Source organism: Micromonospora sp. NPDC050276 (assembly GCF_044459545.1).
Taxonomy (GTDB): domain Bacteria; phylum Actinomycetota; class Actinomycetes; order Mycobacteriales; family Micromonosporaceae; genus Micromonospora.
Map to the genome: position 1 here is coordinate 283,074 of NZ_JBITJA010000009.1, position 26,299 is coordinate 309,372.

Below are 26,299 nucleotides of genomic sequence, written 5' to 3' on the forward strand. Positions count from 1 at the left end.
AACGTTCTTCCGCCGGACCACCGTTTCCGGTCAGCCCACCGGTTCGGGTTGGCCGGCACCGACCCGGTGCCAGCGATTTCCGTCGTGATCGGTGAAGGTGAGGTCCACCAGAACGGTGTCGGCCGCGCGTAGGCGGTGCTCGGCCGCGACCGTGACGAAGAGGTCGTGCCCCTCGCGGCCCGGTATCCGACGGACCTGTTTCGCCGCGGCCAGCGCGACCGGCGGGCCGTCCGGATCATCGGCGGGGACGAGCCGAGCCAGCACAGAGACGTCCAGCACCGGGGCGTCACTCTCGTTGGCCACGGTGAGCCGCAGCACTGAGGTGCCGCGAATCTCGGCCACCGCCGAGACCAACCGGGCCTGGGAGGCGCGAACCCGCAGGTCATCGTTGCGGCGAGCGCGAATCTCCCGCCGCAATCCGAGGTAGACGAAGAGCACGCTGGCGATGGAGCCGACCGCGCCGAACCAGTCCGGCACGGAGCCCCAGTCGATCACGTCCTGGATTGGTGACCAGTTCATGAGTCCATCGTGGATGCGGCTGTCGAGTGCCGGGCACGGCGGATCGGCTGGATTCGACCACGAATTGGGAATTCCGGCACCGATTCCGGCCACCCGGGCGGCCTAAACGGAGAGTGTGCAACCCAGTACGGTGATGGATACCCTTGCGGTCTACATGGTGCGGGCGGCAATCCCTCCGACTGTCCAACAGATGGACAGGATCTTTCGCCGCCGGCCCATTGCGAATTCGCCACCGAAGGGGGGCCGCATTGACTGCGGACGCTCCACCCGAGGAAGCCGTCGTTTCTCGGCCCGCGTACGACCGGCCGAGTCGTGTTTCCGTCGATCCACCACTCGGGCGACTCGACAGCCCACTGCACGGGCGTGAGGATCTGATCAACGAGATCGTGCAGCCGGGGGAAGATGCCGGGGGCCGCCCCTCGGTGCACATCCTGTGCGGCATGGGCGGCTCCGGCAAGAGCCACGTCGCGCTGGAGATCGCCCGCCGGGCCCGGGCCGACGGCCGGACGGTCTGGTGGGTGCAGGCCGGGCGGCTCAACTCCGGGATGCGGGAGGTGGTCAGCCAACTCGGCGCCTCGGAGACCCAGGTCGACCAGGCCTGGGCCGGGATGATCAGCGCCACCGACCTGGTGTGGCGCTACCTCAACCAGGCCGCGCAGCCCTGGCTGCTGATCTTCGACAGTGCCGATGAGCCGGCCAGCCTGGGCCCCACCGACGGCGTGCTCGCCGACGGCACCGGCTGGCTGCGCAGCCCGGAGGCCGAGGACGGCATGGTCATCGTGACCAGCCGGGACGGCAACCGGGCCACCTGGGGCACCTGGTCGAGGTTGCACCAGGTGCGCCCGCTCGACGCCGACGCCGGCGCCCAGGTGCTGATCGACCGGGCCGGCGCCCAGGCCGGGAGCCTTGCCGACGCCCGCGAACTCGCCCGGGAGTTGGGCGGGCTACCCCTGGCCCTGCGCGCGGCCGGTAACTACCTGCGGTCGGTCAACGCCAGCCCGGTCTGGCGCGGCTCATCGACCATCACCACCTTCGCCGACTACCGGACGGCCGTGCAGCGTCGTTTCCGCTCGCCGCGCGACGCCGCCGACGTCGACCTCGACGAGTCCCTCGGCCTGGAGATCGTCCGCGAGGTCGACGACATCTCACTGGACCTGCTGGCCCGCCGCCAGCTCCAACAGAGCCGGCCTCTGCTCAACGTGTTGGCCTGCCTGAGCATCTCTCCGGTCCCCTACGAGGTGGTGCTCAAGCCGGCCATCCTGGCCGAGTCGCCACTGTTCAAGGGGCTCACCGGCCGGCAGCGGGTGAAGGTGCTGGAGGGCATCGGCAACCTCGCCCTGGTCGACTTCGACGTCCACGAGGACGTCAACGACCCGGCGTTCGCACACGTGTTGTCGCTGCACCCGCTGGTACACGCGATGTTCCGCGACCGCGACGAGGTCCGTGAGCAGATCGCCGAATACCACGGGCTGGTGATGAAGCTGCTGCTCGCCGCCACCGAGGGGCAAAATCCGGACTACCCCGCCGACTGGGCCAACTGGGACGTGCTGGTGCCACACCTGGTCGAGGCCGTGCGGGAATACCTCGTGCCGCAGAAACACAAGCACGACCCCGAGACGGTACGTCGAGCGCTGGAGCTGACCCGGCTCACCGCCCGCTACCTCATCGCGGTCGGCCTACCCGGCTCGGCCTTCGACATCCTGGACCCGATCGTGCGCGGTTGCGCCGCGTACGACCACGACCTGGACCGGCCGCAGGTGCTGGCGCTGCGCCACGAGCTGGGCCGCACCTGGTTGGAGCGCAACCAACCGGAGATGGCCGACCGGGTGCTCCGGGAGGTGATCGCGGACCGCACCAGGGTGCTGGGCAGCGACGACGCCGACACCCTCGCCAGCCGGCACAAGCTCACCAAGGCGATCATGGCGCAGCGCCAGTGGCCGGAGGCCGAGCTGGAGCTGCGACAGATCGTCGCCGCCGAGGACCAGGTCCGCGGGCCCGAACACTGGGACACCATGATCGTGCGGCACAGCCTGGCGCTGGCGGTGCTCGCCCAGCAACGGGCACCCGAGGCCGAGGAGATGCTGCACGCCATCCTGGAGGTCCGCTACCGGCTGTGGCCGCTCAACCAACCGGAAACCTGGCAGGCGCGGCACACGCTGGCCCGTTGCATGCAGGCGCAGGGCCGGTTCGCCGAGGCGGAAGCCGAACTGCGGGCCACCCTGGCCACCGTGGAACCCCGGCACGCCGACCGCAGCGAGGTGCTCGCCATCCGGTTCACCCTCGGCCTGGTGCTGCTGCTCGAGGAGCAGGTCGACGCGGCGATCGAGGTGTACGAGCAGTTGCTGGCCGATCGTCGGCGACTACTCGGGGACACCCACCTGGACACCCTCCAGGTGGAGCACGCCCTGCGCCGACTGCGCACCGGCGACTGACCCGGTCAGTGCGGCGCGACCGGCGGCGCGGCCGGTCAGTGCGGCGCGGCCGGCGGCGCGGCCGGCGGCGCGGCCGGCGGCGCGGCCGGCGGCGCGGCCGGCGGTGCGGCCGGTCAGTGCGGTGCGGCCGGGCCCAGGTCACTCGGGTCGGTGTTGCCACCGCAGATGATCACCGCGACCCGTTCCCCCGGCTGCGGCACGTACGCGCCGCCGACCAGTGCGGCCAGCGCGGCGGCGCCACCCAACTCGGCGGCGACCCGCAGCTCCGACCAGAGCAACCGCCGGGCCCGCACCAGATCCTCGTCCCGGACCAGCACGGACACCACCTCGGTCCGGCGGGCGGTGTCGAAGGCGATCTCACCGATCCGCCGGGCTCCCAGCGAATCGGTGGCGATGCCGCCCACCTCGATGTCGACCGGACGGCCGGCCTTGAGCGCCGAGTGCAGGGTGGGGATCTGCTCGGGTTCGACCGCGACGACGCGTACCGACCCACCGAACCAACTGGCGATGCCGGACACCAACCCGCCGCCACCAACCGCGACCAGCACGGTGTCGATGCCCTTCACCTGCCGCTCCAGCTCCCGGCCAACGGTGCCCTGACCGGCCACCACCTCCGGTTGGTCGTACGCGTGGACCACCAGTGCGCCGGTCTCCGCGGCCCGCTGGGTGCTCGCCGCCAACGCCTCGGCGTAGTGCTGACCGACCTGGCGCACCTGGGCGCCCAGCCCGGCCAACCGCTGCACCTTCACCGGTGCGGCGGTGACCGGCACGAAGACCTCCGCCGGCACGCCCAGCGACCGCGCCGCGTACGCCACGGCGAGGCCATGGTTGCCACCCGAGGCGGCGATCACCCCGGCCGAGGGCAACGCCCCCTGGAGCATCCGGTTGAACGCGCCACGCGGCTTGAACGAGCCGGTGTGCTGGTGCAGCTCCAGTTTGAGGCTGAGCTGCCCGGGCACCCCCAGATCGGCGCCATCGACGGCGATGACCGGGGTTTCCCGGACCCGCCCCTCGACAAGAGCCGCGGCCGCCTCGACGTTGCTTCTGTCCACCATGGGGAAACGCCCTTCACTACGACCAGAGGGCCAGTCGACCATCGTCGGTGAGCCCGACAAAGCATCCTATGGAGATCCGGCGGCCATCCGTCGCGGGACGCACCGTGTGGTAGTGCCGCGGATCGAACAGGAACCCCTCCCCGAGCGTGGGTCGCAGCGTCAACGACTGCGCGTCGGCGGCCGCCGACTCCTGGAAGCCGTACCCGCCGGGAATCCGCAGCGCCTCGTCGTTCGGCTGCCAGCGCCGCCGCCACAGCACGGTCTCACCACCGACCGGCGGCACCCGGATGTATATGTTGAACGCCAACTGCGCCACCACCTCGCCGTCGAGCAGCCGGCCCGCGTACTCCCGGACCGCGTCGTCGAAGTGCATCTGAAGGCCCGCGTTGATCTCGCGGACGATGCCGACGTGCATCTCCCGACCCTGCCGCCGCCCGGGTGCCACGTCCGGCCAGGCGCCTCGGAACGCGGCCAGACACAGCTCGCGGGGCGAGTCCGCCAGGCCCAGCGTGGACCAACTCTTCTCGGCCGCGGCCGCGGCGTCCCAGTAGTCGTCGCGGAGTTCACCGCCAGCCCGGTGGTCGTTGATGGCCGGGCCGAACTTGGCGACCACGGGAAAGACCCGGCTCTCGTCGTACCGGTCCATCGGCGCGTTCGCCAGGGCAGCGGTGATCGCCTGACAGCGGGCCGCGGACAACAACCCCGGCACCCGGACGGCGGCCAGTCGGCCCGCGATGAGCCCGGCGATATCCGCACGGGTGATCGAGTCTGATTCGACGGCGACGAACAAGGGGTCGGTCCTACTCGAATGCTGCACGGCGATCCTCCCGTAACGAAGATCCCTCACCGGACATGTCGCGCCCCCCGATCCGCGCACCGTGCAATGTACAAACCTTCGGCAAGGCGGGGTTCCGTCAGTTCCGGGCGGCGTGACGCGGCCACCGTTACCATCGGCGCAACCGGGAGACACGACACCGAGCCGTACGGCGGAAGCTTTCCACCGATCGGGGAATGGTGACGATTCTCGGCGTGACGCATGATGCGACTAGTTCGAACGCTGACAAGGAGTTCGAGATGGCAGGCGCCGGCCCGACGGATCTTGATATGCACGTCGACCGCCTGGAAATGGCGCGTCGGATAGCCCGAGAAATGATCGAGTCCGACCACCAGGCCCTGGAGCTCGCCGTCCGGCAGCGCCCACAGTGCTGGTCCCGACGCCCGGTCGGCCACGGCACCCGCGCCGAAGCCCTCGCGGGCTGACGCTGCTCACCCAACAGCAATAGCTTCCGCTGCTCGCGTACGGCCTCCTCGTCACCAGCCTCTGACCCGCCGATGACCGAGGCGGGTTCGCTCGTTGATCAGGTGATGAGAAGTAGGTCAAGAACAGCGCGGGAACCTACTTTTCATCACTTGATCACCACAAGGGCGCTGGCGTTCGGGTCAGGTCTCCCTGGGCCAGCACATCGTTCCAACCCCTGCCACCTGAGGCGTTGCTGCACCTTCAGAGATCGGGTAACGGGCAGGCATCCCGCGAGCCGCGACGGACCGTTCGGGATTCATTAGGTAACGGGAGTGGTCGGCCTCGACGTAGCGCAGTTGGATGCCGGCGCGGGCGGCGAGCCGCTCGACCGCCTCGACGAAGCTGAGGTGGTCGGCGTCCATGAGGAACTTGATCGCGTCGCCGCCGGCCCCGCAGCCGAAGCAGTATCAGACGTTGCGCCCGGGCGAGACGTTGAACGACGGGCTCTTCTCGTCGTGGAACGGGCAGAGGCCCTTGAGGTTTCCGGCGCCCGCCGGCCTCAGGGTCACCGTGTCGGAGATGACCTCCGCGATCGAGGTGCGCTCGCGGACCAGCGCGATGTCCTCATCCCGGATCCGGCCAGCCATGGATGCACCCCCTCGGCGTACATCCTTCCCTGCCGGACAGACGACGTACGGGCGGGGGCGCGCGGTGTGGCGCGGACCGCGCACACCTTGCCCCCGTTTCGTCCCGGACACCCGACCCGCTCGGCGAGCATGGACAGATGTGGAGGCGACGGGGCGACGGGGCCCGCTGGAACCGCCTGGCCGGCTGGCTGATCGCGGTACGGCCGACGGCCACCGTGGCCGAGGAGTCCGGCCACCGGCACGCCACCTGGTTCGAGCTCTTTTTCGATGTGATCTTCGTGTTCGCCCTGGCGGCCGTGGTCGAGCGGCTCGGCGACGATCCCACGCCCCGACTCGGCGGCGTGGTCGCCGTCTTCGGGCTCTTCCTGGTGGTGCAGTGGGCCTGGGTGGGGCACGCCTACTACGCCACCCGGTACGAGGCGGACGACCTGCCGCACCGGTTGTTGCTGCTGTTCGCGCTGCTTGGCGCCGGAGCGATCACCCTCGGGGTGGACGAGGTCCCCGACGGCGAGATACTGCCGGTCGGCTATCTGATCGTCCGGGGCGTGCTGCTCCTGCTCTACATCCGGGCCCGCCCCCAGACCAGAATGGCCCGGGCGGGTACCGCCGTTTACCTGATCGGCTTCGGGATCGGCTGGCTGATCTGGCTGGCCTCGCTGGCCGTCCCCGGGCACCTGCGCCCGGTGTTCTGGATCACCGGGACAGCGATCGAGCTCGCCACGCCCTGGATCGGCTACCGCTGGCTGAGCCGGTGGCCGGTGGACGTCCGGCATCTGCCGGAGCGGGTCGGCCAGTTCGTCATCATCGTGCTCGGCAGCACGGTGGCCGACCTGCTCGCCACGGTGCCGGACCACCCGGAGCAGAAGATGGCCCTCACCGGGGCATTGGCCGCCCTCGTGCCGGCGGCGATCTGGTGGATCTACGCCACCTTCGTCACCAGCGGCATCCCGATCCACCGGCTGCGCGGCGGCCAGCCCTACACCTACCTGCACTACTCGCTCGGTGGCGGCCTGCTGCTGCTCGGGTGGGCGCTCGCCCAGATAGTGCGGGCGATCCACGGGGAGATCCCGATGACCCAGGAGGTACGCCTGCTGCTCGCCGGCGCGTCCACCGTCTGGATCGTCTCCGGGCTGGGCCTGTACTGGCTGTCGATCCGGGTCTCGCTCCCCGCCGCACTGCTCTTCGGGCTCGCCGCCGCCGCGGTCTGGGCACTCGCCCTGGCCGTCTCCTCGCCGTACCTGCTGCTCGTGCTGCTCAGCGCGGTGATCGCCGGGTACGCGGTGCTGTTCACCGTCCTGCTGGGCAGCGAACGGTCGAGGCAGCCGGCGGGGGCGGTCACCACCACCGACTGAACCGACGTCCCGTCCGTACACCGGGAGAGTCAGCCCGCTGAGGATGATGGTCCGCCGCGTAGACGATCCGAATCAGGCGTCCGCCGAGCCGAGCTGGCCTGGCGTCCTGCGGTGCTAGGGGCGCGTCACCGCCCGTGCCACACCTACACCCCATCGACAAGGCCGTTGCTACTTCCAGCGGAAGTGCACGAAGAGCCGGCCGAAGTTCTTCGAGTCCTTTTCCACGCGGTGGTAGAGCTGCTTGACGTCCTTCTGGTCGAGGAACCGCAGCACCCGCTTCTTCAGCTGGCCGGACCCCTTACCGGGGATGATCTCGACGAGGGTGGCCTTCTTCGCCACCGCCTCGTCCATGATCCCGCGCAACGCGCGGTCGATGTCGTGGCCCTTGTTGAAGATCTCGTGCAGGTCCAGCTTGAGCTTCATGCCGCAGCCCCCGGCCGGTCAGGTCCCATGTCCGCCATCCTAGGCACGTCCTTCAGGTCGCCCGACGACGACGAAGGGGCGGCCCCGAAGGGCCGCCCCCGCACGCGTCACCGGGTCAGGCTCAGCGCCGGCCGCCCAGGCGGGTCTCCACCCGCTCCAGCGCGGTCCGGTAGTCGTCGTTGGCCGCGTACATCGCGGCGGCGATCCGCAGGTGCCGCAGCGCGTCGGTGTGTCGGTTGAGCCGCTCCAGCGTCCGACCGAGCACGTGGTGCGCGTAGTGGTCGCTCGGGTCCCGCTCGACCAGCTCCCGCAGGTGCTCCTCGGCCCGGTTGAGCTGGGCCGACTGGAAGTACGCCCGGGCCAGCAACTGCCGGACCGCCGCGTTGCCGGGTTCGGCATCGATGATCGGCTCCAGCAGTCGGGCCGCCCCGCTGGGGTCACCGGTTTCGAAGAACATGGTCGCCCGCCGGTAGTCCGCCAGAAGATCCATCTGCCACCTCCTCGGGTCGCACCGTCACCTGTTCCGACGCTGGCACAACACCGGACGTTTGGCGACTGTTCCCGCAGTCGAGATCGAGTCACTTCCGGCCGCCGACGGGCGCCGACGGGCGCCGGCGGGTCAGGTTCGGGCGTCCCGGCGCCCGGCGGACAGCTCCCAGGCGCGGACCCCGCCGACGATTCCGGCGGTGTTCGGCACCACCACCACGTCGTCGCCCATCCGGGCCAGTTGCTCGGGGCGGATCAGTCGGGAGTTGCCCCCGCCCAGGTAGAGCCGGTCCCAGCGGAAAACCGGGCGGAGGCCGTCCACCACCTGGCGGATCCGGCGGGACCAGAAGGCGTCACCGAGCCGCCGACGTTCCGGCTCACCGACGTACGTGTCGTAGGTGGTGCCCCAGCGCACCGGCGCGTGCGACAGCTCCAGGTGCGGTGCGAGCACCCCGCCGTCGAAGAGCGCGCTGCCCAGCCCCGTCCCCAGGGTCAGCACCAGCTCGCAGCCGGTGCCGGCGACCACCCCGGCGCCGTGCACCTCGGCGTCGTTGAGCACCAGCGCCGGCACCCCGAAGGCGTCGACCAGCGCGCCGCGCGCGTCCCAGCCGGACCACTCGGCGAGCAGGTCCGGGTCGACCCGACTGCGAGGGCCGCTGCGGGTCACGTAGTGCGGCGTGCTCACGACCACTCCGTGCCGGATCATCCCGGGTACGCCGACCGTGAGCCGGTCCGCCGTTGGCAGGCGCCCGCCCAGATCCAGCAGGGTCCGGACAAACAGCGCAGGCGGCAACGGGTACGGGGTGGGCACCCGCAACGGCCGGGCCCGCATCGTCCCCGCCTCGTCGAGCACGGACGCCTTGATGCCCCCGCCGCCACAGTCGATCGCCAGTGTGGTCACCACGTCGTTGAGTCTGCCCGCTGCCGACCGGTCGTATGCGGGCGGCCGGATAGGCTGCCGTCCTGATGAGCGCCACGATGATCGTCAAGGACCTGGCCGCCGGGCACGGCGACCGCTCGCTCTTCGCCGGATTGGACCTGGTGGTCGCCCCCGGTGACGTGGTCGGGCTGGTCGGGCCGAACGGGGCCGGCAAGTCGACGCTGCTGCGTACCCTCGCCGGGTTGTTGCCGGTCGAGGCCGGCAGCGTGCGACTCAGCCCGCCCACCGCGAGCGTCGGGCACCTGCCGCAGGAGCCGGAACGGCGACCGGGCGAGACGGTACGCGACTTCCTGGCCCGCCGGACCGGGGTGGCCGCCGCGCAGGCGGCGTTGGACGCGGCGACCGAGGCGCTGACCGCCGGGGCGGCGGGCGCCGACGACGCGTACGGCGACGCGCTGGAGCGCTGGCTCGCCCTGGGCGGCGCGGACCTGGACGAACGCGCCGAGCAGGTGAGCGCCGACCTGGGGCTCGCGGTCGACCTGGACCACCCGACGACCGGGCTCTCCGGCGGCCAGGCGGCCCGGGCCGGGCTCGCGTCGCTGCTGCTCAGCCGGTACGACGTGTTCCTGCTCGACGAGCCGACCAACGACCTGGACCTGGCCGGGTTGGAGCGACTGGAGGAGTTCGTCACCGGGCTGCGGGCCGGCACGGTGCTGGTCAGCCACGACCGGGAGTTCCTCACCCGGACAGTGACCCGGGTGCTGGAGCTGGACCTGCCTCAGCAGCAGGTCAACCACTACGGCGGCGGCTACGCGGCCTACCTGGAGGAGCGCGAGGTGGCCCGCCGGCACGCCCGTGCGGACTTCGAGGAGTACGCCGACACGAAGGCGAACCTGGAGGCCCGGGCGCGCACCCAGCGCGGCTGGATGGAGAAGGGCGTGAAGAACGCCCGCCGCAAGGCCACCGACAACGACAAGATCGGCCGCAAGTTCCGCAGCGAGTCGAGCGAGAAGCAGGCCGCCAAGGCCAAGCAGACCGAACGGCTGATCGAACGGCTCGACGTGGTCGAGGAGCCCCGCAAGGAGTGGGAGCTGCGGATGGAGATCGCCGCCGCGCCCCGCGCCGGCGCCGTCGTGGCCACGCTGCGCCAGGCGGTGGTACGCCGGGGTGGCTTCACCCTCGGCCCGGTCGACCTCCAGATCGACTGGGCGGACCGGGTCGCGGTGACCGGAGCGAACGGCTCGGGCAAGTCCACCCTGCTGGCCGCGCTGCTGGGGCGGCTGCCGCTGGACGCCGGCACCGCCTCGCTCGGGCCTGGCGTGGTGGTCGGCGAGGTGGACCAGGCCCGGGGGTTGTTCCTTGGTGACGCGCCGCTGATCGACGCGTTCCAGGCGGCCGTACCCCACCTGTCGCCAGCGGACGCGCGGACCCTGCTGGCGAAGTTCGGGCTGCGGGCGGCGCACGTGCCCCGGCCGGCGGCCACCCTCTCGCCCGGTGAGCGGACCCGGGCGGCGCTGGCCCTGCTCCAGGGCCGTGGGGTCAATCTCCTGGTGCTGGACGAGCCCACCAACCACCTGGACCTGCCGGCTATCGAGCAACTCGAGTCGGCGCTGGCCAGCTATCCCGGAACGCTGCTGCTGGTCACCCATGACCGGCGGATGCTGGCCGCCATCGAGACCAATCGGCGGCTGCGGGTCGACGCCGGGCGGATCGCCGAGGATTGATCCGTGCCCACGGGTCGGTGCGGGGTGAGAATGGCGCCATGCTCAAGTGGGAGTACGCCCTGCTGGTCCGCCGCCGTCAGGCCGCGACCAACGACCTCGGCTGGGAGGTCGTCTTCGTCTGGTACGGCCCGGACGGTTCGATGGTCGACGTGACGCCGTACGGCGACACCGCACTGGCCCACCTGAACCGGGCCGGCGACCAGGGCTGGGAGTTGGTGGCGATGAGCGAGGATCCGTCCCTGCCCGGCAACAACGAACTGCACCGCTACCACCTCAAGCGGCCGAAGCCCGCCGCCCCGCCACCGCGCCAGCGGATGCGCGGTGGCCGCCGCACCATCTCCGGCTGATCCGCCCGCTCGGCCATGTCGGCGCGGGGCCCGGTGTCCCCGTTGAGCGTGATGCCGGTGAGTCATCGTGATGCCGGTGTGGCATCACGATGACTGCGGCCCTGCCCCGCCTGGTGCGACACGCCCGGTGGTTGGCCGCGCCCGAGCAGGCAACGAGGTGGACTAGCGGGGCATAACGGGCGCGATTGCGGGTATCGCGCGGCGGGAGGTGGCCCGAATGGTCGCTTTGGCACAGACTCCGCCCTCGGCCGACCGGCTGCGGGCGATCGACGAATTCCTCGCCCAGGCATGGGCGGACCAGGTCCGCAACGACGATCGGCTGCGGGAGCTGGCGGTCGAGGTGCGGTTCGACCGTGGAGTGGCCCACCTGAGCGGCGATGTGGCCGAGGCCGCCCAACTACGGCTGGTACGCGACCTGGTGGGACAGCTGGCCGGTGTCTACGGCGTCTGGTGCCGGGTGGGCATCGGCGGACGGGCGCCGGTGGTCGTGGACCTCGGTTGCGGGCCGACCAAGCAGTGGTCGAGCAACCTGGGCCTGGATATCTACCCGGCAGCCGGCGTCGACGCGGTCGCGGACCTGTCCGGTTCGCTGCCGCTCGCCGACAATTCGGTGGACGTGCTCTTCGCGGTGCACATCCTGGAGCACCTGATCGACTTCCTGCCCCTGGTCGACGAGTGTCACCGGGTCCTCCGCCCCGGCGGCGTGCTGCACGTGATGAGCCCGTGGTGGGGGCACGTGAACGCGGTGGCCGACCCGACCCACGTCCGGCTGATGGACGTCCAGACGTTCAAGGGGATCTGCCAGCTCCGGCCACCGGGCACCCCACGCTGGTACCCGTTGCACGCCGGCTGCGACGGCGCCTCGATCTTCGCCGACCTCACCCCCCTCCCCCCGGACGCCGACCCGGCACCCCAGTCCCACCTGGCCCGCTTCTTCGACTAGGACCTACCCACCCTTGGTTGATCATGAAGTTATTGCGGCGACACGCCGTCATCGATGGCAATAACTTCATGATCAACGCGAGGGCTGGGTGGACTCGCGCGAGGAGCGCACCATACCGTCGACAGAGGGCCCTTTCTCATCGCCGGATCAGCTGTCGGCGGTCGGCTCCCGGGCGGCCGGGGCGACGGCCGGCTCGTGTCGGGCCAACCGGTTGCGGCGGTAGCCGTAGCCGAAGTAGATCAAGGCGCCGAGCAGCATCCAGGCCAGGAACCGCAGCCAGGTCTCCACCGACAGGTTGAGCATCAGGTAGAGGCAGGCCAGCGCCGAGACGATCGGCAGCACCGGCGAGAAGGGCACCCGGAACGGCCGCTCCAGGTCCGGCCGCCGACGGCGCAGGATCGGCACCGCCACCGACACGAGCACGAACGCGCAGAGCGCGCCGATGCTGACCAGATCGGCCAGCGCGGACAGCGGCAGGAGCCCGGCCAGCAGCGCGACCCCCACCGTCATGATCACCGAGATCCGGTACGGGGTGCCCCAGCGCGGATGCACCTTCGCGATCGACGGCGGGATCAACCCGTCCCGGGCGATGGCGAAGCCGATCCGGCCCATCGCCACCAGGTCGACCAGGATGACGCTGGTCAGGCCGGCGACCGCGGCGATGGAGACCAGCACGGCGGCCCAGCCCGCGCCGACCGACTCGAAGGCGGACGCGATCGGGGCACCCCGGTCGATCTCGGTGTACGGCACCATCCCGACCACCACCAGCGAGACGCCGATGTAGAGCACGGTGGAGATCAGCAACGTGCCGAGCAGACCCAGGGTGAGGTCCCGCTTGGGCTTCTTCGTCTCCTCACCCAGGTTGGCCACGGCCTCGAAGCCGGTGTAGGCGAAGAAGACCACGGCCGCGGCGCTGAGCACGCCGACGAAGCCGAAGACCGACGGTTCCAGCCCGAACAGCGCCTGCGTGACCGGTTGCTTGATGCCGTCGTCACCGCTTCCGGCGGGTTCGGCCGGCGGAATGAACGGGGTGAGGTTGGCGGCCTTGACGAAGAACAGCCCGGCAACTACCACGAAAACGCAGATGGCCACCTTGATCAGCACCAGCAGGTTGGTGATCCGGGCGGACTCCCGGATGCCGACGATCGCCACGACGCCAAGGATCAGGACGATGGCGATGGCACCCACGTTGATCGTGCTGCCCTCCTCGCCGAACCATCGGGTCGGCAGGTCGAGCAGCTCGGCGAGGTAGCCGGACCAGCCTCGGGCCACCACGGCGGCGCCGAGCGCGAACTCCAGCAGCAGGTCCCAGCCGATGATCCAGGCGACGATCTCGCCCATCGTGGCGTACGCGTAGGTGTAGGCGCTGCCGGCGGTCGGCACGCTGGAGGCCAGTTCGGCGTAGCAGAGGGCGGCGAGCAGGGCCACCACGCCGGCGATGGCGAAGGAGATCACCACGCCCGGCCCGGCGCTGTCGCGGGCCTCGATCCCGGTGAGCGTGAAGATGCCCGTGCCGATCACGATGCCGATGCCGAAGCCGGTGAGGTCGATCGCGCCGAGCCGTCTCTTCAGCCCCAGCTGGCCGTCGGTGCCGTCCGCCTCACCTTGAGCTATCACGTCCTTGATTGGCTTCGTGCGCAGCACGGACACCCGGTCACCCCTCCCGCCGTACGACCACCTCCGTGGCAGCCGGTGACCGCCGTTGCTACCCAGCGGCGCGATTGGTCAACCACGAACCCTTGCGGCGACGGCCAGACTATGAAAATTTCCTACCAGCAACGCGGACATCGACGGCGAATCTTGCCGTACGCCGCGCGAAGCATCCGGGAGCCCCAACGAAGGGACGCACCGCATGAAAGCCACCCGAATCGGAGCCGCCGGGCTGGTCGCAGCCCTGGTCGGCACGTTCGTCACCGTCACCCCCGCGAGCGCCGCACCCAGCGGGGCCGGCACCACCACCGCCACCTGCGCCACCGACCCGGCCACCCCGAAGCGGCAGTTCCGGGCCATGTGGATCTCGTCGGTGGTCAACATCGACTGGCCGAGCAAGGCATCCCAGACCAGCCCGGATCGGATCGCCGCGCAGCAGGCCGAGTACCGCGCACTGTTGGACCTCGCCGAGCGGTTGCACCACAACGCCGTCGTGGTGCAGGTCCGACCCACCGCCGACGCGCTCTGGCCCTCACCGTACGAGCCCTGGTCGGAATACCTGACCGGCGTACGCGGCCAGGACCCGGGCTGGGATCCGCTGGCCTTCCTGGTCGACGAGTCGCACAAGCGGAACCTCGAGTTCCACGCCTGGTTCAACCCGTACCGCGTCTCCATGCCGGCCCCCGGCGGCGCCGGCGCCGACCTCACCCAACTCGCCCCCGGCCACCCGGCCCAGCAGCACCCCGACTGGACCTTCGCCTACCCGCCGGCCGGCGTGGCCGGCAGCCGGCTCTACTACAACCCCGGCATCCCCGAGGTCCGCGAGTTCGTCCAGACCGCGATGCTGGACGCGGTCAAGCGGTACGACATCGACGGCGTCCACTTCGATGACTACTTCTACCCCTACCCCAGCGGCACCTACCAGGTGCCGGACGACGCGACCTTCGCGGCGCACAACCGGGGCTTCACCGACCGGGCCGACTGGCGGCGGGACAACATCAACCTGCTGATCCAGGAGATGAACGGGAAGATCAAGGCGGCGAAGCCGTGGGTGAAGTTCGGGGTCAGCCCGTTCGGCATCTGGCGCAACCAGACCGCCGACCCGCTCGGTTCGGACACCACCGGCAGCCAGTCGTACGACATCATCTCCGCCGACACCCGCAAGTGGATCAAGCAGGAGTGGATCGACTACGTGGTGCCGCAGCTCTACTGGTACATCGGCCAGTACCCGGCGGCCGACTACGCGCGCCTCGTGCCGTGGTGGGCCGAGACGGTGCGCGGCACGCGCGTGCAGCTCTACATCGGCCAGGCCGACTACAAGAGCGGCGACCCGGCGTACGGGCCGTACTGGCAGAACCCGCGTGAGCTGTCCGACCACCTGACGCTCAACCGGTCGTACCCGGAGGTGCAGGGCAACGTGCACTTCTCCGCGGTGCAGGTACGGGCCAACCGGCTCGGTGCCACCGACATCTACGCCAGCGAGCACTACTCCCGCCGGGCGCTGGTGCCAGCCATGCCGCACCTGCCGGCCCGGCCGCTGCTCTTCCCGGTGGTCACCAAGGTCGCCCGGGAGGCCGACGGGGTTCGGCTCACCTGGCGCCAGCCCGCCGACGGCGCCGGCCCACTGGGCACCGCCACCTCGTACGCGATCTACCGGTTCGACGGCACCGCGCTGCCCGGTCGGTGCGCCACGGCCGACGCCGCGCACCTGATCGACACCGTCCGGGCCACCTCCGGCGGCACCCAGTCCTGGGTGGACACGTCGGCCGAGCCCGGTCGGCGCTACACGTACCAGCTGACCGCGCTGGACCGGTCGGCCAACGAGAGCCCGGCGAGCCCGCCGGTGTTCACCCTGCGCTGACCCGCTCCTCTGAATGCCCCGGACGCCGTGCGCGCCCGGGGCATTCGTCTGTTTCAACGTATGTCACCAATAGTTGGCGACACGCATACCGCCTAGTTGATCAGCTGATCGACACTCATCGACATCCGGTAACCCGCCGGTAACTTCCGGCCCACCCGCTCACCCCCGCGGAGGTAACCCGTGTCCCGACGTCTCGCCACCCTGATCGCCTCGGGCGCGCTAGCGCTGCTCGCCACCCTCACCATCGCCTCCCCCGCCGCCGCCGTCACCACCGAACAACGGCTCTCCGTACTGTCCAGCTGGACCCAGACCAGCGCATCCAGCTACAACTCGTGGAACAGCGCCCGGGTCAACCGGGCCCCCTGGGCCGAGTACAACTTCAACTGGTCCACCGACTACTGCTCGTCCAGCCCGGACAACCCCCTCGGCTTCACCTTCAACCTGGGCTGCTACCGGCACGACTTCGGCTACCGCAACTACAAGGCGGTCGGCCAGTTCCCGGCCAACAAGTCCCGCCTCGACAGCGCCTTCTACGAGGACCTGAAGCGCGTCTGCGCCACGTACAACACGGTCGTCCGGCCAGCCTGCTACAGCCTGGCCTGGACCTACTACCAGGCGGTCAGCATCTTCGGCTCGGTAGCGGCCGTCCAGCAGGCCGACATCGACCGCGCCGCCCGCATGAAGGCCCAAGCCGAAGCCAACGCCGCCCGCCGCTAACACCAACCCCACCCCCACCCCCACCCCACCCCTAGACGGTGTTGATCAAGAGGTTTCGGTCACCGGAAGCGTGTTTCCTGACGCAAACCTCTTGATCAACACGGCCAGACCGGGCAGGGAGCGGGGAGGGGTGGGGTGGGTGGGGGTTAGTCCCTGTCGCTCCGCTGCGCGAAGCGGCCCTAACCGGGAGGAAGTAGGTCTACTTCCGAGTTAGGCGCGTTCGGTTCGGGTGGCGGGGTGGCGGTCGGGGTCGGCTGGGCGGCGCGGGGCTGGTTGGGACAGGCCGGTGCTGAAGCGGGTCGAATCGGCCGCCAGGTCCGGGTGTTCCACGTCGAGTGCCAGCGCCGCGGCCTCGTCCAGCCCCAACTCGGCACCCTCGCCGTACGCGTCGTCGAAGGCCGCGTCGCCCAACACCGCTCGCAACTCCGCCTGCTGTTCGGCCCAGTAGCCGCCGAAGATGCCCGGGGTGGCACGCATGCTCGCCCGGGTGGCCTGCGCGGCCCCGAACAACCGGGCCGCGGTCAGCTGCTCCCCACCGATCGCGCAGCGGACCGCGACCGCGTTCAAGGTGTCGCACGCCCGGCCGTGGTAGCCGTGGCCCATCCGGGAACGCAGCGCCACCAACAGATGCTCGTGCGCGGCGATCACGTCGCCCCGGGCCAACGCGACCATGCCGAGCAGCATGTCCACCGACCGCCGGCCCCGCTCCACGGGTCGGGCCGCCTCCACCGGGCGCACCGCCCCCAGCAGCTCGGCCGCCTCCTCCAGGGCGCCCCGCCGCCAGAGCAGCTCGGCCAGACTGAACACCGCGAACAGCGCCTCGCCGACCACGTCCTGCCCGTGCGCCCAGTCGATGACCTCGCGGCACACCCGCTCGGCCTCGGCGAACTGCCCCATGTCCACCAGCGGCGCGGCCCGGCCGGCGAGCACCCGGGCCAGCAGGCCGGCGTCGCCGGCCTGCCGGGCGGCCGCCTCCGCCCGCTGGGAGTAGCGCAGCTCCTCGGCGAACTCACCGTCGGCGCTGGCATGCAGCGAGTGCATGTGGTACGCCGCCGCCAGCTCCGCCTCCGGGATCCGTTCCCCCGTCTCCGCGATCCGCCCGTACAGCCGGAACAGCCACAGCCGCCCCTCCCGGGCCAGGCCCCGCTCCAGCCACCACTGGTCCAGCCCGCCGGCCAGACCGAGACCGGCCCGCGCGCTGCCGCCGGTGGCGCACCAGCGCAGCGCGGCGCGCAGCTCCCCGGCCAGTGGATCGAGGGAGTACAACGACAGGGTCACCGGCCGGCCGTCCTGCCCCAGGTGCGCCCGGTCCAACGCGTGCGCCGACCAGGCCACGTGCCGGTCCCGGGCGGCCTGCTCCTCACCCGCCTCGGCCAACCGCCGCGCCGCGTACGCCCGGATGGGGTCGAGCATCCGATAGGTGCTGCCGGCGGCCCGCGGCTCGGCCAACACCATCGACTTGTCCACCAGGACCGAGAGTGGGTCCAGCGGATCGTCACCCAGCAGCCACTCCACCGTCGCCAGATCCACCGGGCCGGCGAAGACCGCCAGCCACCGCAGCAGGCGGGCGGCCCGGGGCCCCAGCGTCCGGTACGACCAGGTCACGGTGGCCTGCATGGTCAGATGCCGCTCGGTGACGGAGCGCTGCACCGCCCGGCTCGCCGGGGTGGGCGGCGACGCACCGGCCGCCGCCGCGACCAGGTCCACGGTGTCCTGCTGGTTGCCGGACCAACCCCGCTCCACCGGTGGCGGATCCGGATCCTCCCGGCCGGCGTCCAGGGTGCCGAGGACATCGTCCAACCGCTCGGCGAGTTGGCCGACGGAGAGCACCCGCAGCCGGGCGGCGGCCAACTCGATGGCGAGCGGCAGGCCGTCCAGCCGCTGCACGACCCGACGCAGGTCGGCGGACTCCTCCGGGTCCGGTTGCCGACCACCGCGGGCCGCCGCCGTACGGTCCAGCAGCAGCGCCACCGCGTCGCTCTCCGCGCCGTCCGCGCTCGGGTCGACCGACAGCGGCGGAATCCGCCACACCACCTCGCCGGGCAGGCTGAACGACTCCCGACTGGTCGCCAGCACCCGTACGCCACCCCCGCCGGACAGCAACCGGGCGATCACCTCCGCGCAGGCGGCCGGTTGGGTGTCGCAGGTGTCCAGGACGACCAGCATCCGGCGGCCGGCCGCGTACTCGACGAGGGTGTCCACCATCGGCCGACCCGGCTCGGGGCGCAGGCCGAGCACGGCGGCGATCGCGAACGCCACCAGCCCCGGGTCGGTCACCGAGGCGATGTCGACGAACCAGACCCCATCCGGGTACGCCTCGACCATCCCGCTGGCCAACTCCACGGCGAGCCGGGTCTTGCCCGCCCCGCCCGCGCCCAGCACGGTGACCAGGCGGTGCTGCCGCACCAGCAGGCCCAGCTCGATGCGCTCGGCCTGCCGGCCAACGAACGAGGTCACCTGGGTGGGCAGGTTGTGCGCCACCGCGTCGGCGGTACGTGGCCGGGGGAACTGCCGCTCCAGGCCCGGCGCGACCAGCTGGAAAAGTCGTTCCCGGTCGTCGAAGCCGCGCAGGCGGTGCAGGCCCAGGTCGAGCAGGGCGGCACCCGGCGGCAACGGCTCGGCCCGACGTGCGGTGGACGCCGTGCAGAGCACCTGCCCGCCGTGCGCGGCGGCGGCCACCCGGGCGGCCCGGTGCACCTCCGCGCTGGCGTACTCGCCGTCTCGTGGCTCGGCATAACCGGTGTGCAAGCCCATCCGCACCCGGGGCGCGGCTTCGGGGGTGGGCCAGTCGTGGCTGGACAATGCCCGCTGGGCGGTCAGGCACGCGGTCAGCGCGGCGGTGGCGTCCTCGAAGGCGAGGAAGAACGAGTCGCCCTCGGTCAGCAGCTCCGCGCCACCCGTGCTGGCCAGCGTCCGGCGCAGCAGCCGCCGATGCTCGGCGAGCACCGGGCGGTAGTCCGGGCCGAGCAGCTGGGCCAGCCGGGTCGAGCCCTCGATATCGGTGAACACGAAGGTCACCCAACCGCTCGGGAGCTGGATCCGTGGCGACATGCGAGGAACCTCCGCCCGTGACGTCGGGTTCATGCTGCCTGAGTCCGAACGATCACACATCGTGAGAACGGCCGGGCAGGTGCCGCCTCAAGGTGCCACTCGGACCCGCTCCCGGCAAGGCCGCCCCACCATGCGGCGGTGGATTGGCCCGTTCAGCAGCCGCAGGCACCGCCACAGCAGCCACCACCGGCGGGTGCCGGAGCAGCACCGGCGGCACCACCCCGGCCGGTGACCGCGACCGCGGAAAGCAACTTGACCGTGTCGGCGTGTCCCTGCGGACAGCTGGCTGGCTCACCGGCCGCCGCCATCGAACGGTTGACCTCGAAGGTGTCACCGCAGGCGCGGCAGCGGAACTCGTACCTGGGCATGCCACTCAGGGTACGTGGATCTGACGGCTGGCGGAGCATGGGTGATACTCGACGGGTGGTGGACGGCGAGGACGACACGCGTGTGCAACCGTTACGACCGGCCGCGCCGCTGGACGGGCCACTCGAAGGCTCGGGGGCCGCGCCCGATCCGGTGCGCAAGGTGCCCCGCCCCCGCCGCCCCTGGCTGAGCGGGCGTTCCGAAGGTGCGCCGACCACGCCACCGCAGGCCGAAACCGCCAAGGCCGACGACGCCAAGGCCGACGCCGCCGAGGCCGCAGGCCCGAAGGCCCACGACGCCAAGGCCGCAGGCCCGAAGGCCCACGACGCCAGGGCCGACGCCGCCGAGGCCGCAGGCCCGAAGGCCGATCTCCCCGAGGCCGATGCTGCGGAGACCGACGAGCGGAAGACCGGCAGCGCCAGTGCCCCGGCCGCGCCGAAGCCGGCCGACGAGTCGGGTGCCGACGCGCCGGCCGACGACGCGAAGACCGTCACCGTGGCCGGCGCGGCGGATCCGACGAAGACCGCGGACCCGACGAAGACCGTGGACCCGGCGAAGACCACTGTGGACGAGCTCCCGGTCGTGCCGGCGTCCGAGCCGGCCCGCCGGCGTCGGGTGCCGTTCGCGCACGCGGTACGCCTGCCGCCCGGCCAGGCAGCGGCCTCCGCCGCCCGCGCGACCCGCGCCTGGGCGCGCCGCCCGAGTGGTCGGCTGACCCTGCCCGGCGTCTTCCTGCTGGCGCTGGTGGCCGCTACCGCGGCGGCGGGAGCGCTGGTCGTGCCGGCCGCGATCCGCGCACCGCGCCCGGTCGCGGCCGACGCCTCCGCCACACCGGCCGGGGTGGCGCCGTCGGCGGTGCCGTCCGGCCTACCCACCGGGCCGCTACCCACCGGGCCGCTGCCGACCGTGCCACTGCCCAGCGGCGGGCTGCCCGGCAACGGGCTGCCGACCGGCGGGCCGGTGATCGGCGGTCGCCCGTCGGACGCCCTGGCCGGCTGGGCGCAGCAGGTCGGCGCCAAGGTCGGCGTCCCTGCGGTCGCCATGCAGGCGTACGGCTACGCCGAGCTGGTGCTCGCCCAGACCAACCGCAGCTGTGCGCTGAGCTGGACCACGCTGGCCGCGATCGGCCAGGTCGAATCGGGGCACGGCTCCGCCAACGGCGCGCGGTTGGGCCAGGACGGCAAGGCGCTGCCCAACATCATCGGGCTGCCGCTGGACGGGAAGGACGGTCGGATGCGGATCATCGACACCGACCGTGGGGCGCTCGACGGGGACTCGACCCTCGACCGCGCGATCGGGCCGATGCAGTTCATCCCGACCACCTGGCAGGAGATCGGCGCGGACGCCGACAACGACGGTCGCAAGGACCCACACGACCTGGACGACGCCGCCCTGGCAGCCGGAAACTACCTCTGCAAGGGCGGGCGCAACCTGAGCATCGCGGCCGACTGGTGGAACGCGATCCTGTCCTACAACGATGTACGGCGGTACGCCCAGGACGTCTACGACACCGCGAACCGGTACGGACGGGCGAGTCGCTCGTGAAGTGATCGTCTCGATACGTTGGAGAACTGGACACTTCCCCCGGGCAGCTGTTAGCGGCAAGCTAGACGGGTGATGGTGCGCGAGTGGGACCCCAGGACCGCGTCGTCCGCCGAGATCGCGTCGCTGCTGGCCACGCTGAACGCGGTCCTGGCGGCCGATCTGCCGCAGGACCCGCCCTGGCGGGAGACTTCGCTGCGGGAATACCTCGCCGAGGTGATGCCCGGCGAGCGGCGGATCTCCTGGATCGCCCAGGCCGAGCCGACCGCTCCCGGCGACACGGGCGCGGTGCTCGGCCAGGTGCACGTGCTCCTGCTGGGCGACATCGGTGTGCTCGAGGTGCTGGTGCACCCGTCGGTGCGGCGCAGCGGCCTCGGTCGCGACCTGGTGTTGCGCGCCGCGCGCCGGGTCTACCAGGAGGGCTTCCGGTCGATCGGGGTCGAGGTCGTCGGCGACACGCCCGCGGTCGGGTTCTACGAGTCGCTCGGCTTCAACCGGGAGTACGTGGAGACGCGCAGCGTGCTCGACCTGACCGCCGTCGACTGGGCCGAGTTGACCGAGATGGCCACCGGCATCGGAGCGGGCTACCAGCTGGAGTTCTTCCCCGGCGGGCCGCCGGACGACCTGATCGAGGCGTACGCGCGGGCCAAGGCCGAGGTGCGCGACGTCGAGGACGGCGAGTTGCGCCCCAGCTCGTACGACCCGGAGCGGCTGCGCGACAGTCTCGACACCCTGCACCGGCGGGGCATGAAGCCGTACATCGTGCTCGCCCGGCACGAGCAGAGCGGCGAGGTGGCCGGCCTGACCGAGGTGGTGGTGCCGGCGCAGCACCCGACCCGGGCGGACCAGTACGACACGATCGTCGCGCAGGATCACCGGGGCTACGGCATCGATCGGGCGATCAAGGCTCGGATGCTGCTGGAGCTGCGCTCCGCCGAGCCGGAGCTGATCGAGGTGCAGACCTGGAACGCGCAGGCCAACGAGGCGATGCTCAAGGTCAACGCGGAGCTGGGCTACCGCCCCGACCGGGACTGGTGCGAATACAGCGTCGACGTCGCCGAGCTGGTGCACCGCCTCGATCCGGCCCGCTGAGGAATTCACGAAACTGTCCACTTGAGGATGGACGGTGGACAGTCGCGCACCTTAACGTGCGTTGACTCCCATCCGCCCATCGTGGAGGCCCTATGCGCCCGCGCCGCTCAATCGCCGCGCTCGCGACCGCCACCGCCGCCGTGACCCTCACGGCGCTCGGCGTCGCACCCACCGCGGCCAGCGCCGCGCCCACCGACCTGTTCATTTCGGAGTACGTCGAGGGTTCGTCGAACAACAAGGCGATCGAGCTGTTCAACGGCACCGGTGCCGCCGTCGACCTGACGGCCGGCGGCTACCAGTTGCAGCTCTACTTCAACGGCTCCACCACGGCCACCACGATCGCCCTGACCGGCACCGTGGCGGCCGGCGACGCGTTCGTCTTCGCCAGCGCCTCGGCCGGGGCGGCCATCCTCGCTCAGGCCGACCAGACCACCGGTGCCAGCCTCTTCAACGGTGACGACGCCATCGTGCTGCGCCGGGGCACCACGGTGCTCGACTCGATCGGCCAGGTGGGTGTCGACCCGGGCACCGAGTGGGGTGCCGGCGTCACCAGCACGGCGGACAACACGCTGCGTCGGCTGCCGAGCGTCACCGCCGGCGACACCGACCCGTCGGACGCGTTCGACCCCGCCGCGCAGTGGGCCGGCCTCCCCGTCGACACGTTCGACGGGTTGGGCGCACACACCATCGACGGCGGTGGGCCCGTCGACGTACCGGCCACGCTGACCTGCGGTGGGCCGCTGGTCACCGCCGGTGGCACGGCCGCGAGCCGCGAGGTGACCGCCACCGACCCCGACGACACGATCGTCGACCTGGCGGTGACCGCGATCAACCCGAGCCCGACCTCCGGCTCGATCACCCGCACCGCGTTCACCCCCGCCGACGGGCTGGGCGGCACCGCCCGCGCCACGGTCGGCGCGAGCGCCGACCTCGCCGCCGGGGCGTACACCGTGACCCTCACCGCGACCGACGCGGGCGGTGGCACCGCCAGCTGCGCGCTGGCCGTGCAGGTGACCCGGGAGCTGACCGTCGGTGAGGTGCAGGGTCCGACCACCGACGCCGAGTCCGGTCCGACCGACCGGTCGCCGCTGGCACCGGCGAGCGGCAACGGCACGAGCAGCACGCTGTACGACGTACGCGGTGTGATCACCCAGCTGACCCTGGCCCGCACCTCGGCCGGGGCGGCGCAGCACGGGTTCTTCCTGCAGAGCCGGGTCGGCGACACCGACGGCGACCCGACCAGCTCCGACGGCATCTTCGTGTTCATGGGCACGTTCACCTCGCTGATCGGCGGCTACGTGCCGACGGTCGGCGACGAGGTGGTGCTGCGGGCCCGGGTGTCGGAGTACTACAACCTCACCCAGCTCTCCGGCGCCTCGCTGGTCCGCCGGATCGCGGGCGGCCTGGCCGTGGACACCGCGGTCGCGGTGACCGACGCGGTGCCGCCGGCCGTGTTGACCGACGCGCAGCGCTTCTGGGAGCGGCACGAGGGCTCCCGGATGCGGGTCCGCGCGGGCAGCGGCGCGGTGAGTGGCCGGGACGTCTTCTCCTCCACCGCCGACGCGGAGCTGTGGGTGGTGGACCGCGACGACCCGCTGCTGGACCGCGCCGACCCGTACTCCCGGCGGGTCTTCCGTGACTCGCACCCGCTGGACAACGACCCGACCCGCCGCTTCGACGACGGTAACGGCCAGCGGACGCTGCTCGGCAGCATGGGCGTGAAGGCCACCACCGGGGACAGCGCCGCGCTGCTCCCGCCGGTGCACACCTTCGACACGCTGCGGGCGGACGCGGTGGGCGGGGTCTACTACTCGTTCGAGAAGTACGGCGTCCAGGTCGAGCGGGCGCAATTCGACGCCGGAGCCGACCCGTCGAAGAACAACCCGCCCAAGCCGGCCGACCGATCGCAGGAGGTGGCCGTGGCCACCTACAACGTGGAGAACCTGTACGACTACCGCGACGACCCGTTCGACGGCTGCGACTTCGCCGGCAACGCGGGTTGCGTGGGCGTCAATCCGCCGTTCGACTACGTGCCGAGCAGCGAGGCGGAGTACCGCGAGCAGTTGGCCGCACTCGCCGACCAGATCGTCAAGGATCTGCACGCACCGGACCTGATCCTGGTGCAGGAGGCCGAGGACCAGGACATCTGCACGATCTCCGGGGCGGCGCTGAGCTGCGGCGACACCAACAACGCCGATGGCGCTCCGGACAGCATCCAGGAGTTGGCGCTCACGGTGGCGGCGGCCGGTGGGCCCGCGTACGCCGCAGCCTATGACCGGACCGGCGCGGACGCCCGCGGTATCACCGCCGCGTTCCTGTACCGCACGGACCGGTTGTCGCTGGGGGCCGCGACGGCGAGCGACCCCCTGCTGGGCTCGGCACCGACGGTCCAGTACCGGGCTGCGGGGCTGCCGGCCAACGCGGACGTGCAGAACCCGAAGGCTCTCAACGCGGTGTTGCCGCCGGACGTGGACACCTCGACCGGTCGGGACGGGAACAACGTCTTCACCCGTGCTCCACAGCTGGGCAAGTTCAGCGTGGCCGCGGCACCCGGCTCGACCGAGCGGTTCACCCTGTACGCGCTGAGCAACCACTACTCCTCCGGTCCGGACAGCCGGGTGGGGCAGCGGCGGGAGCAGGCGCGCTACGGCGCGGCGATCGTCACCGCGATCGAGGCCGCCGACCAGACCGCCCGGGTGGTCTACGGCGGGGACCTGAACGTCTTCCCGCGTCCGGATGATCCCATCGCCACCGGTGATCAGCCGACGCCGTCGGACCAGCTCGCCCCGCTCTACGAGGCGGGCCTGCACAACCTGTGGGACAACCTGGTCGCGGACGTGCCGGCCTCCGCCTACTCGTACAGCTTCGAGGGGCAGGCGCAGACACTCGACCACCTGTTCGTCAACGACGCGTTCTACGGCGACCTGGTGCAGGTGCGGGCGGCGCACATCAACGCCGACTGGCCGGCGGAGTTCGCCGGTGACGGGTCACGGGGGTCCAGTGACCACGACCCGCAGGTGGCCCGGTTCCGGTCCCGGGCGTCGCTGACCGTGGCCGACACGGCGGTGGTCGAGGGCAACCAGGGCACCCGGCAGCTCACCTTCACCGCCACCGTGTCCCGGCCGCTGTCCCAGTCGGTGCTGCTCTGCGCCGCCACCGTCGGCCTCACCGCCCAGGCCGGTTCCGACTTCGACCCGTACGCCGGTTGCAAGGTGCTGGCCGCCGGGCAGACGTCGGTGGCCTTCCCGGTGACGGTGCGTGGTGACCGTAAGCGGGAGGCGGACGAGAAGCTGACCCTGCTGGTGGCCGGCGTGCCCGGCCTCCGACTGGCCGACCCGCTGGCGACGGGGACGATCACCAACGACGACTGATCGCGGAACGTGCGCGACGACGGCCCGCCGTCCCGATGGGGATCGGCGGGCCGTCGTCCATCCGTGGGTCAGCGGTTTCGCCAGAGCTGTGGCGGCGGCGGATCGCCGCGATGCCTGGCTACCCGTACCTCCCATTGGCTGCGCCGACGCATCGCGTCCCGGACCTCCCGATTGCGGTAGAACGTCTCGGGCGGGCGGGCCAGCCCGTAGATGTCCGCCCACCACTCCCCCGGCTCAGGGTCGAGGATGGTGTCCAGGTGCGACGGGTAGCGGCGCCCCGCACCGTCGCGCGTGTCTTCCCAGTCCCGCATCGGCTTGAGCACGCGGCCGAACTCGTCGACGACGGCCAGTCGACATCCGGCGACCCCGACTATCCGGCGGATCAGTTCGATGCTGGGAACAGTCCGACCGGCTTCGATGCGGCCGATGGTGGCATGGTGCACCTTTGCCCGTCGGGCCAGCTCACGTTGGCTGAGGTCGGCGTGGCGACGGACCGCCCGGACGATTGTCGGCTCCGCCTGAAAACTGACCATGTGGTTCCGGCTGAATCGGGACCACCTCCTGAAGCATCGGGAGGTGCTGAGCGTGGAGGACTGGGCGG

Annotated in this window: 21 protein-coding genes and 1 pseudogene; 11 read left to right on the plus strand and 11 right to left on the minus strand. The window is 71.5% G+C overall.

Annotated elements, in window-relative coordinates; all coding sequences use genetic code 11:
* Window positions 1-30 precede the first annotated feature (30 nt).
* Window positions 31-519: a hypothetical protein gene (locus ACIBF8_RS22045; protein WP_396785209.1), complete on the minus strand. Its 489-nt coding sequence runs from the start codon at window positions 517-519 to the stop codon at window positions 31-33.
* A gap of 248 nt (window positions 520-767) precedes the next feature.
* On the opposite strand from ACIBF8_RS22045, the gene ACIBF8_RS22050 reads away from it, so the two are divergent.
* On the plus strand, window positions 768-2,951 hold the full coding sequence (locus tag ACIBF8_RS22050) for a tetratricopeptide repeat protein (protein ID WP_396785211.1): 2,184 nt from the start codon (window positions 768-770) through the stop codon (window positions 2,949-2,951).
* Between the two features lie 113 nt (window positions 2,952-3,064).
* Here the strand turns inward: ACIBF8_RS22050 and ACIBF8_RS22055 are convergent, their stop codons facing one another.
* Window positions 3,065-4,006, minus strand: a complete 942-nt coding sequence (locus tag ACIBF8_RS22055; RefSeq protein WP_396785213.1) for a threonine/serine dehydratase — start codon at window positions 4,004-4,006, stop codon at window positions 3,065-3,067.
* Window positions 4,007-4,022: 16 nt separating this feature from the next.
* Window positions 4,023-4,796, minus strand: coding sequence for a proline hydroxylase (locus ACIBF8_RS22060; protein WP_396785215.1), 774 nt, complete (start codon window positions 4,794-4,796; stop codon window positions 4,023-4,025).
* 221 nt (window positions 4,797-5,017) lie between these two features.
* Between ACIBF8_RS22060 and ACIBF8_RS22065 the strand changes: the two genes are divergently transcribed.
* Window positions 5,018-5,266 carry a hypothetical protein gene (locus tag ACIBF8_RS22065; RefSeq protein WP_396785217.1) on the plus strand — a complete coding sequence of 83 codons (249 nt, stop codon included), beginning with the start codon at window positions 5,018-5,020 and terminating at the stop codon, window positions 5,264-5,266.
* A gap of 270 nt (window positions 5,267-5,536) precedes the next feature.
* Here the strand turns inward: ACIBF8_RS22065 and ACIBF8_RS22070 are convergent.
* Window positions 5,537-5,916: pseudogene (locus tag ACIBF8_RS22070) on the minus strand (CHC2 zinc finger domain-containing protein); the annotation flags it as partial.
* Between the two features lie 114 nt (window positions 5,917-6,030).
* Here ACIBF8_RS22070 and ACIBF8_RS22075 point away from each other — a divergent pair.
* Window positions 6,031-7,245 (plus strand): low temperature requirement protein A, encoded by a 1,215-nt coding sequence (locus ACIBF8_RS22075; RefSeq protein ID WP_396785219.1) that lies wholly within the window; start codon window positions 6,031-6,033, stop codon window positions 7,243-7,245.
* A gap of 168 nt (window positions 7,246-7,413) precedes the next feature.
* Here the strand turns inward: ACIBF8_RS22075 and ACIBF8_RS22080 are convergent, their stop codons facing one another.
* The 3 genes from ACIBF8_RS22080 to ACIBF8_RS22090 all read right to left on the minus strand — a co-directional run bounded on the left by ACIBF8_RS22080 (window position 7,414) and on the right by ACIBF8_RS22090 (window position 9,058).
* Window positions 7,414-7,668, minus strand: coding sequence for a Smr/MutS family protein (locus ACIBF8_RS22080; RefSeq protein WP_030329768.1), 255 nt, complete (start codon window positions 7,666-7,668; stop codon window positions 7,414-7,416).
* Window positions 7,669-7,789: 121 nt separating this feature from the next.
* Window positions 7,790-8,158 carry a M48 family metallopeptidase gene (locus tag ACIBF8_RS22085; protein ID WP_112584722.1) on the minus strand — a complete coding sequence of 123 codons (369 nt, stop codon included), beginning with the start codon at window positions 8,156-8,158 and terminating at the stop codon, window positions 7,790-7,792.
* A 129-nt stretch (window positions 8,159-8,287) separates the two neighbouring features.
* A complete protein-coding gene (locus ACIBF8_RS22090; RefSeq protein ID WP_396785221.1) occupies window positions 8,288-9,058 on the minus strand; it encodes an ROK family protein in 771 nt (256 codons plus the stop codon).
* A gap of 62 nt (window positions 9,059-9,120) precedes the next feature.
* On the opposite strand from ACIBF8_RS22090, the gene ACIBF8_RS22095 reads away from it, so the two are divergent.
* The 3 genes from ACIBF8_RS22095 to ACIBF8_RS22105 all read left to right on the plus strand — a co-directional run bounded on the left by ACIBF8_RS22095 (window position 9,121) and on the right by ACIBF8_RS22105 (window position 12,048).
* Window positions 9,121-10,758: an ABC-F family ATP-binding cassette domain-containing protein gene (locus ACIBF8_RS22095; RefSeq protein ID WP_396785223.1), complete on the plus strand. Its 1,638-nt coding sequence runs from the start codon at window positions 9,121-9,123 to the stop codon at window positions 10,756-10,758.
* A gap of 38 nt (window positions 10,759-10,796) precedes the next feature.
* Complete coding sequence (locus ACIBF8_RS22100; protein ID WP_396785224.1) at window positions 10,797-11,105, plus strand: hypothetical protein; 309 nt, start codon at window positions 10,797-10,799, stop codon at window positions 11,103-11,105.
* A gap of 217 nt (window positions 11,106-11,322) precedes the next feature.
* Entirely contained in the window at window positions 11,323-12,048 is a 726-nt protein-coding gene (locus ACIBF8_RS22105) for a methyltransferase domain-containing protein (protein WP_396785225.1), read from the plus strand.
* Window positions 12,049-12,195: 147 nt separating this feature from the next.
* Here the strand turns inward: ACIBF8_RS22105 and ACIBF8_RS22110 are convergent, their stop codons facing one another.
* Complete coding sequence (locus tag ACIBF8_RS22110; protein ID WP_396785227.1) at window positions 12,196-13,698, minus strand: amino acid permease; 1,503 nt, start codon at window positions 13,696-13,698, stop codon at window positions 12,196-12,198.
* Between the two features lie 202 nt (window positions 13,699-13,900).
* On the opposite strand from ACIBF8_RS22110, the gene ACIBF8_RS22115 reads away from it, so the two are divergent.
* Together ACIBF8_RS22115 and ACIBF8_RS22120 are read left to right on the plus strand one after the other, a co-directional pair.
* The gene (locus ACIBF8_RS22115) at window positions 13,901-15,559 is read left to right on the plus strand and encodes a glycoside hydrolase family 10 protein (protein ID WP_396785228.1); all 1,659 of its coding nucleotides are present in this window, start codon (window positions 13,901-13,903) and stop codon (window positions 15,557-15,559) included.
* 180 nt (window positions 15,560-15,739) lie between these two features.
* Window positions 15,740-16,276, plus strand: coding sequence for a phospholipase (locus ACIBF8_RS22120; RefSeq protein ID WP_396785230.1), 537 nt, complete (start codon window positions 15,740-15,742; stop codon window positions 16,274-16,276).
* Between the two features lie 210 nt (window positions 16,277-16,486).
* Here ACIBF8_RS22120 and ACIBF8_RS22125 read toward each other — a convergent pair whose 3' ends face one another.
* Both ACIBF8_RS22125 and ACIBF8_RS22130 read right to left on the minus strand, forming a co-directional pair.
* Entirely contained in the window at window positions 16,487-19,327 is a 2,841-nt protein-coding gene (locus tag ACIBF8_RS22125) for an ATP-binding protein (RefSeq protein ID WP_396785232.1), read from the minus strand.
* 152 nt (window positions 19,328-19,479) lie between these two features.
* Window positions 19,480-19,695, minus strand: a complete 216-nt coding sequence (locus ACIBF8_RS22130) for a zinc ribbon domain-containing protein (protein WP_396785234.1) — start codon at window positions 19,693-19,695, stop codon at window positions 19,480-19,482.
* 55 nt (window positions 19,696-19,750) lie between these two features.
* Here ACIBF8_RS22130 and ACIBF8_RS22135 point away from each other — a divergent pair, with 55 nt between their 5' ends.
* The 3 genes from ACIBF8_RS22135 to ACIBF8_RS22145 all read left to right on the plus strand — a co-directional run bounded on the left by ACIBF8_RS22135 (window position 19,751) and on the right by ACIBF8_RS22145 (window position 25,698).
* Window positions 19,751-21,238, plus strand: a complete 1,488-nt coding sequence (locus ACIBF8_RS22135; RefSeq protein WP_396785235.1) for a lytic murein transglycosylase — start codon at window positions 19,751-19,753, stop codon at window positions 21,236-21,238.
* Between the two features lie 72 nt (window positions 21,239-21,310).
* Entirely contained in the window at window positions 21,311-22,327 is a 1,017-nt protein-coding gene (locus tag ACIBF8_RS22140; protein ID WP_396785247.1) for a GNAT family N-acetyltransferase, read from the plus strand.
* Between the two features lie 92 nt (window positions 22,328-22,419).
* The gene (locus ACIBF8_RS22145; protein ID WP_396785236.1) at window positions 22,420-25,698 is read left to right on the plus strand and encodes a lamin tail domain-containing protein; all 3,279 of its coding nucleotides are present in this window, start codon (window positions 22,420-22,422) and stop codon (window positions 25,696-25,698) included.
* 68 nt (window positions 25,699-25,766) lie between these two features.
* Here the strand turns inward: ACIBF8_RS22145 and ACIBF8_RS22150 are convergent, their stop codons facing one another.
* Window positions 25,767-26,231, minus strand: a complete 465-nt coding sequence (locus ACIBF8_RS22150) for a helix-turn-helix transcriptional regulator (protein WP_396785237.1) — start codon at window positions 26,229-26,231, stop codon at window positions 25,767-25,769.
* Between the last annotated feature and the right edge of the window lie 68 nt (window positions 26,232-26,299).

Bases quoted from the DNA above. Each gene is read 5' to 3' on its own strand.
- ACIBF8_RS22045 (WP_396785209.1), bottom strand. From the start codon at position 519: ATGAACTGGTCACCAATCCAGGACGTGATCGACTGGGGCTCCGTGCCG.
- ACIBF8_RS22055 (WP_396785213.1), bottom strand. From the start codon at position 4,006: ATGGTGGACAGAAGCAACGTCGAGGCGGCCGCGGCTCTTGTCGAGGGG.
- ACIBF8_RS22065 (WP_396785217.1), top strand. From the start codon at position 5,018: ATGGTGACGATTCTCGGCGTGACGCATGATGCGACTAGTTCGAACGCT.
- ACIBF8_RS22075 (WP_396785219.1), top strand. From the start codon at position 6,031: ATGTGGAGGCGACGGGGCGACGGGGCCCGCTGGAACCGCCTGGCCGGC.
- ACIBF8_RS22080 (WP_030329768.1), bottom strand. From the start codon at position 7,668: ATGAAGCTCAAGCTGGACCTGCACGAGATCTTCAACAAGGGCCACGAC.
- ACIBF8_RS22085 (WP_112584722.1), bottom strand. From the start codon at position 8,158: ATGGATCTTCTGGCGGACTACCGGCGGGCGACCATGTTCTTCGAAACC.
- ACIBF8_RS22095 (WP_396785223.1), top strand. From the start codon at position 9,121: ATGAGCGCCACGATGATCGTCAAGGACCTGGCCGCCGGGCACGGCGAC.
- ACIBF8_RS22100 (WP_396785224.1), top strand. From the start codon at position 10,797: ATGCTCAAGTGGGAGTACGCCCTGCTGGTCCGCCGCCGTCAGGCCGCG.
- ACIBF8_RS22105 (WP_396785225.1), top strand. From the start codon at position 11,323: ATGGTCGCTTTGGCACAGACTCCGCCCTCGGCCGACCGGCTGCGGGCG.
- ACIBF8_RS22115 (WP_396785228.1), top strand. From the start codon at position 13,901: ATGAAAGCCACCCGAATCGGAGCCGCCGGGCTGGTCGCAGCCCTGGTC.
- ACIBF8_RS22125 (WP_396785232.1), bottom strand. From the start codon at position 19,327: ATGTCGCCACGGATCCAGCTCCCGAGCGGTTGGGTGACCTTCGTGTTC.
- ACIBF8_RS22130 (WP_396785234.1), bottom strand. From the start codon at position 19,695: ATGCCCAGGTACGAGTTCCGCTGCCGCGCCTGCGGTGACACCTTCGAG.
- ACIBF8_RS22140 (WP_396785247.1), top strand. From the start codon at position 21,311: ATGGTGCGCGAGTGGGACCCCAGGACCGCGTCGTCCGCCGAGATCGCG.
- ACIBF8_RS22145 (WP_396785236.1), top strand. From the start codon at position 22,420: ATGCGCCCGCGCCGCTCAATCGCCGCGCTCGCGACCGCCACCGCCGCC.
- ACIBF8_RS22150 (WP_396785237.1), bottom strand. From the start codon at position 26,231: ATGGTCAGTTTTCAGGCGGAGCCGACAATCGTCCGGGCGGTCCGTCGC.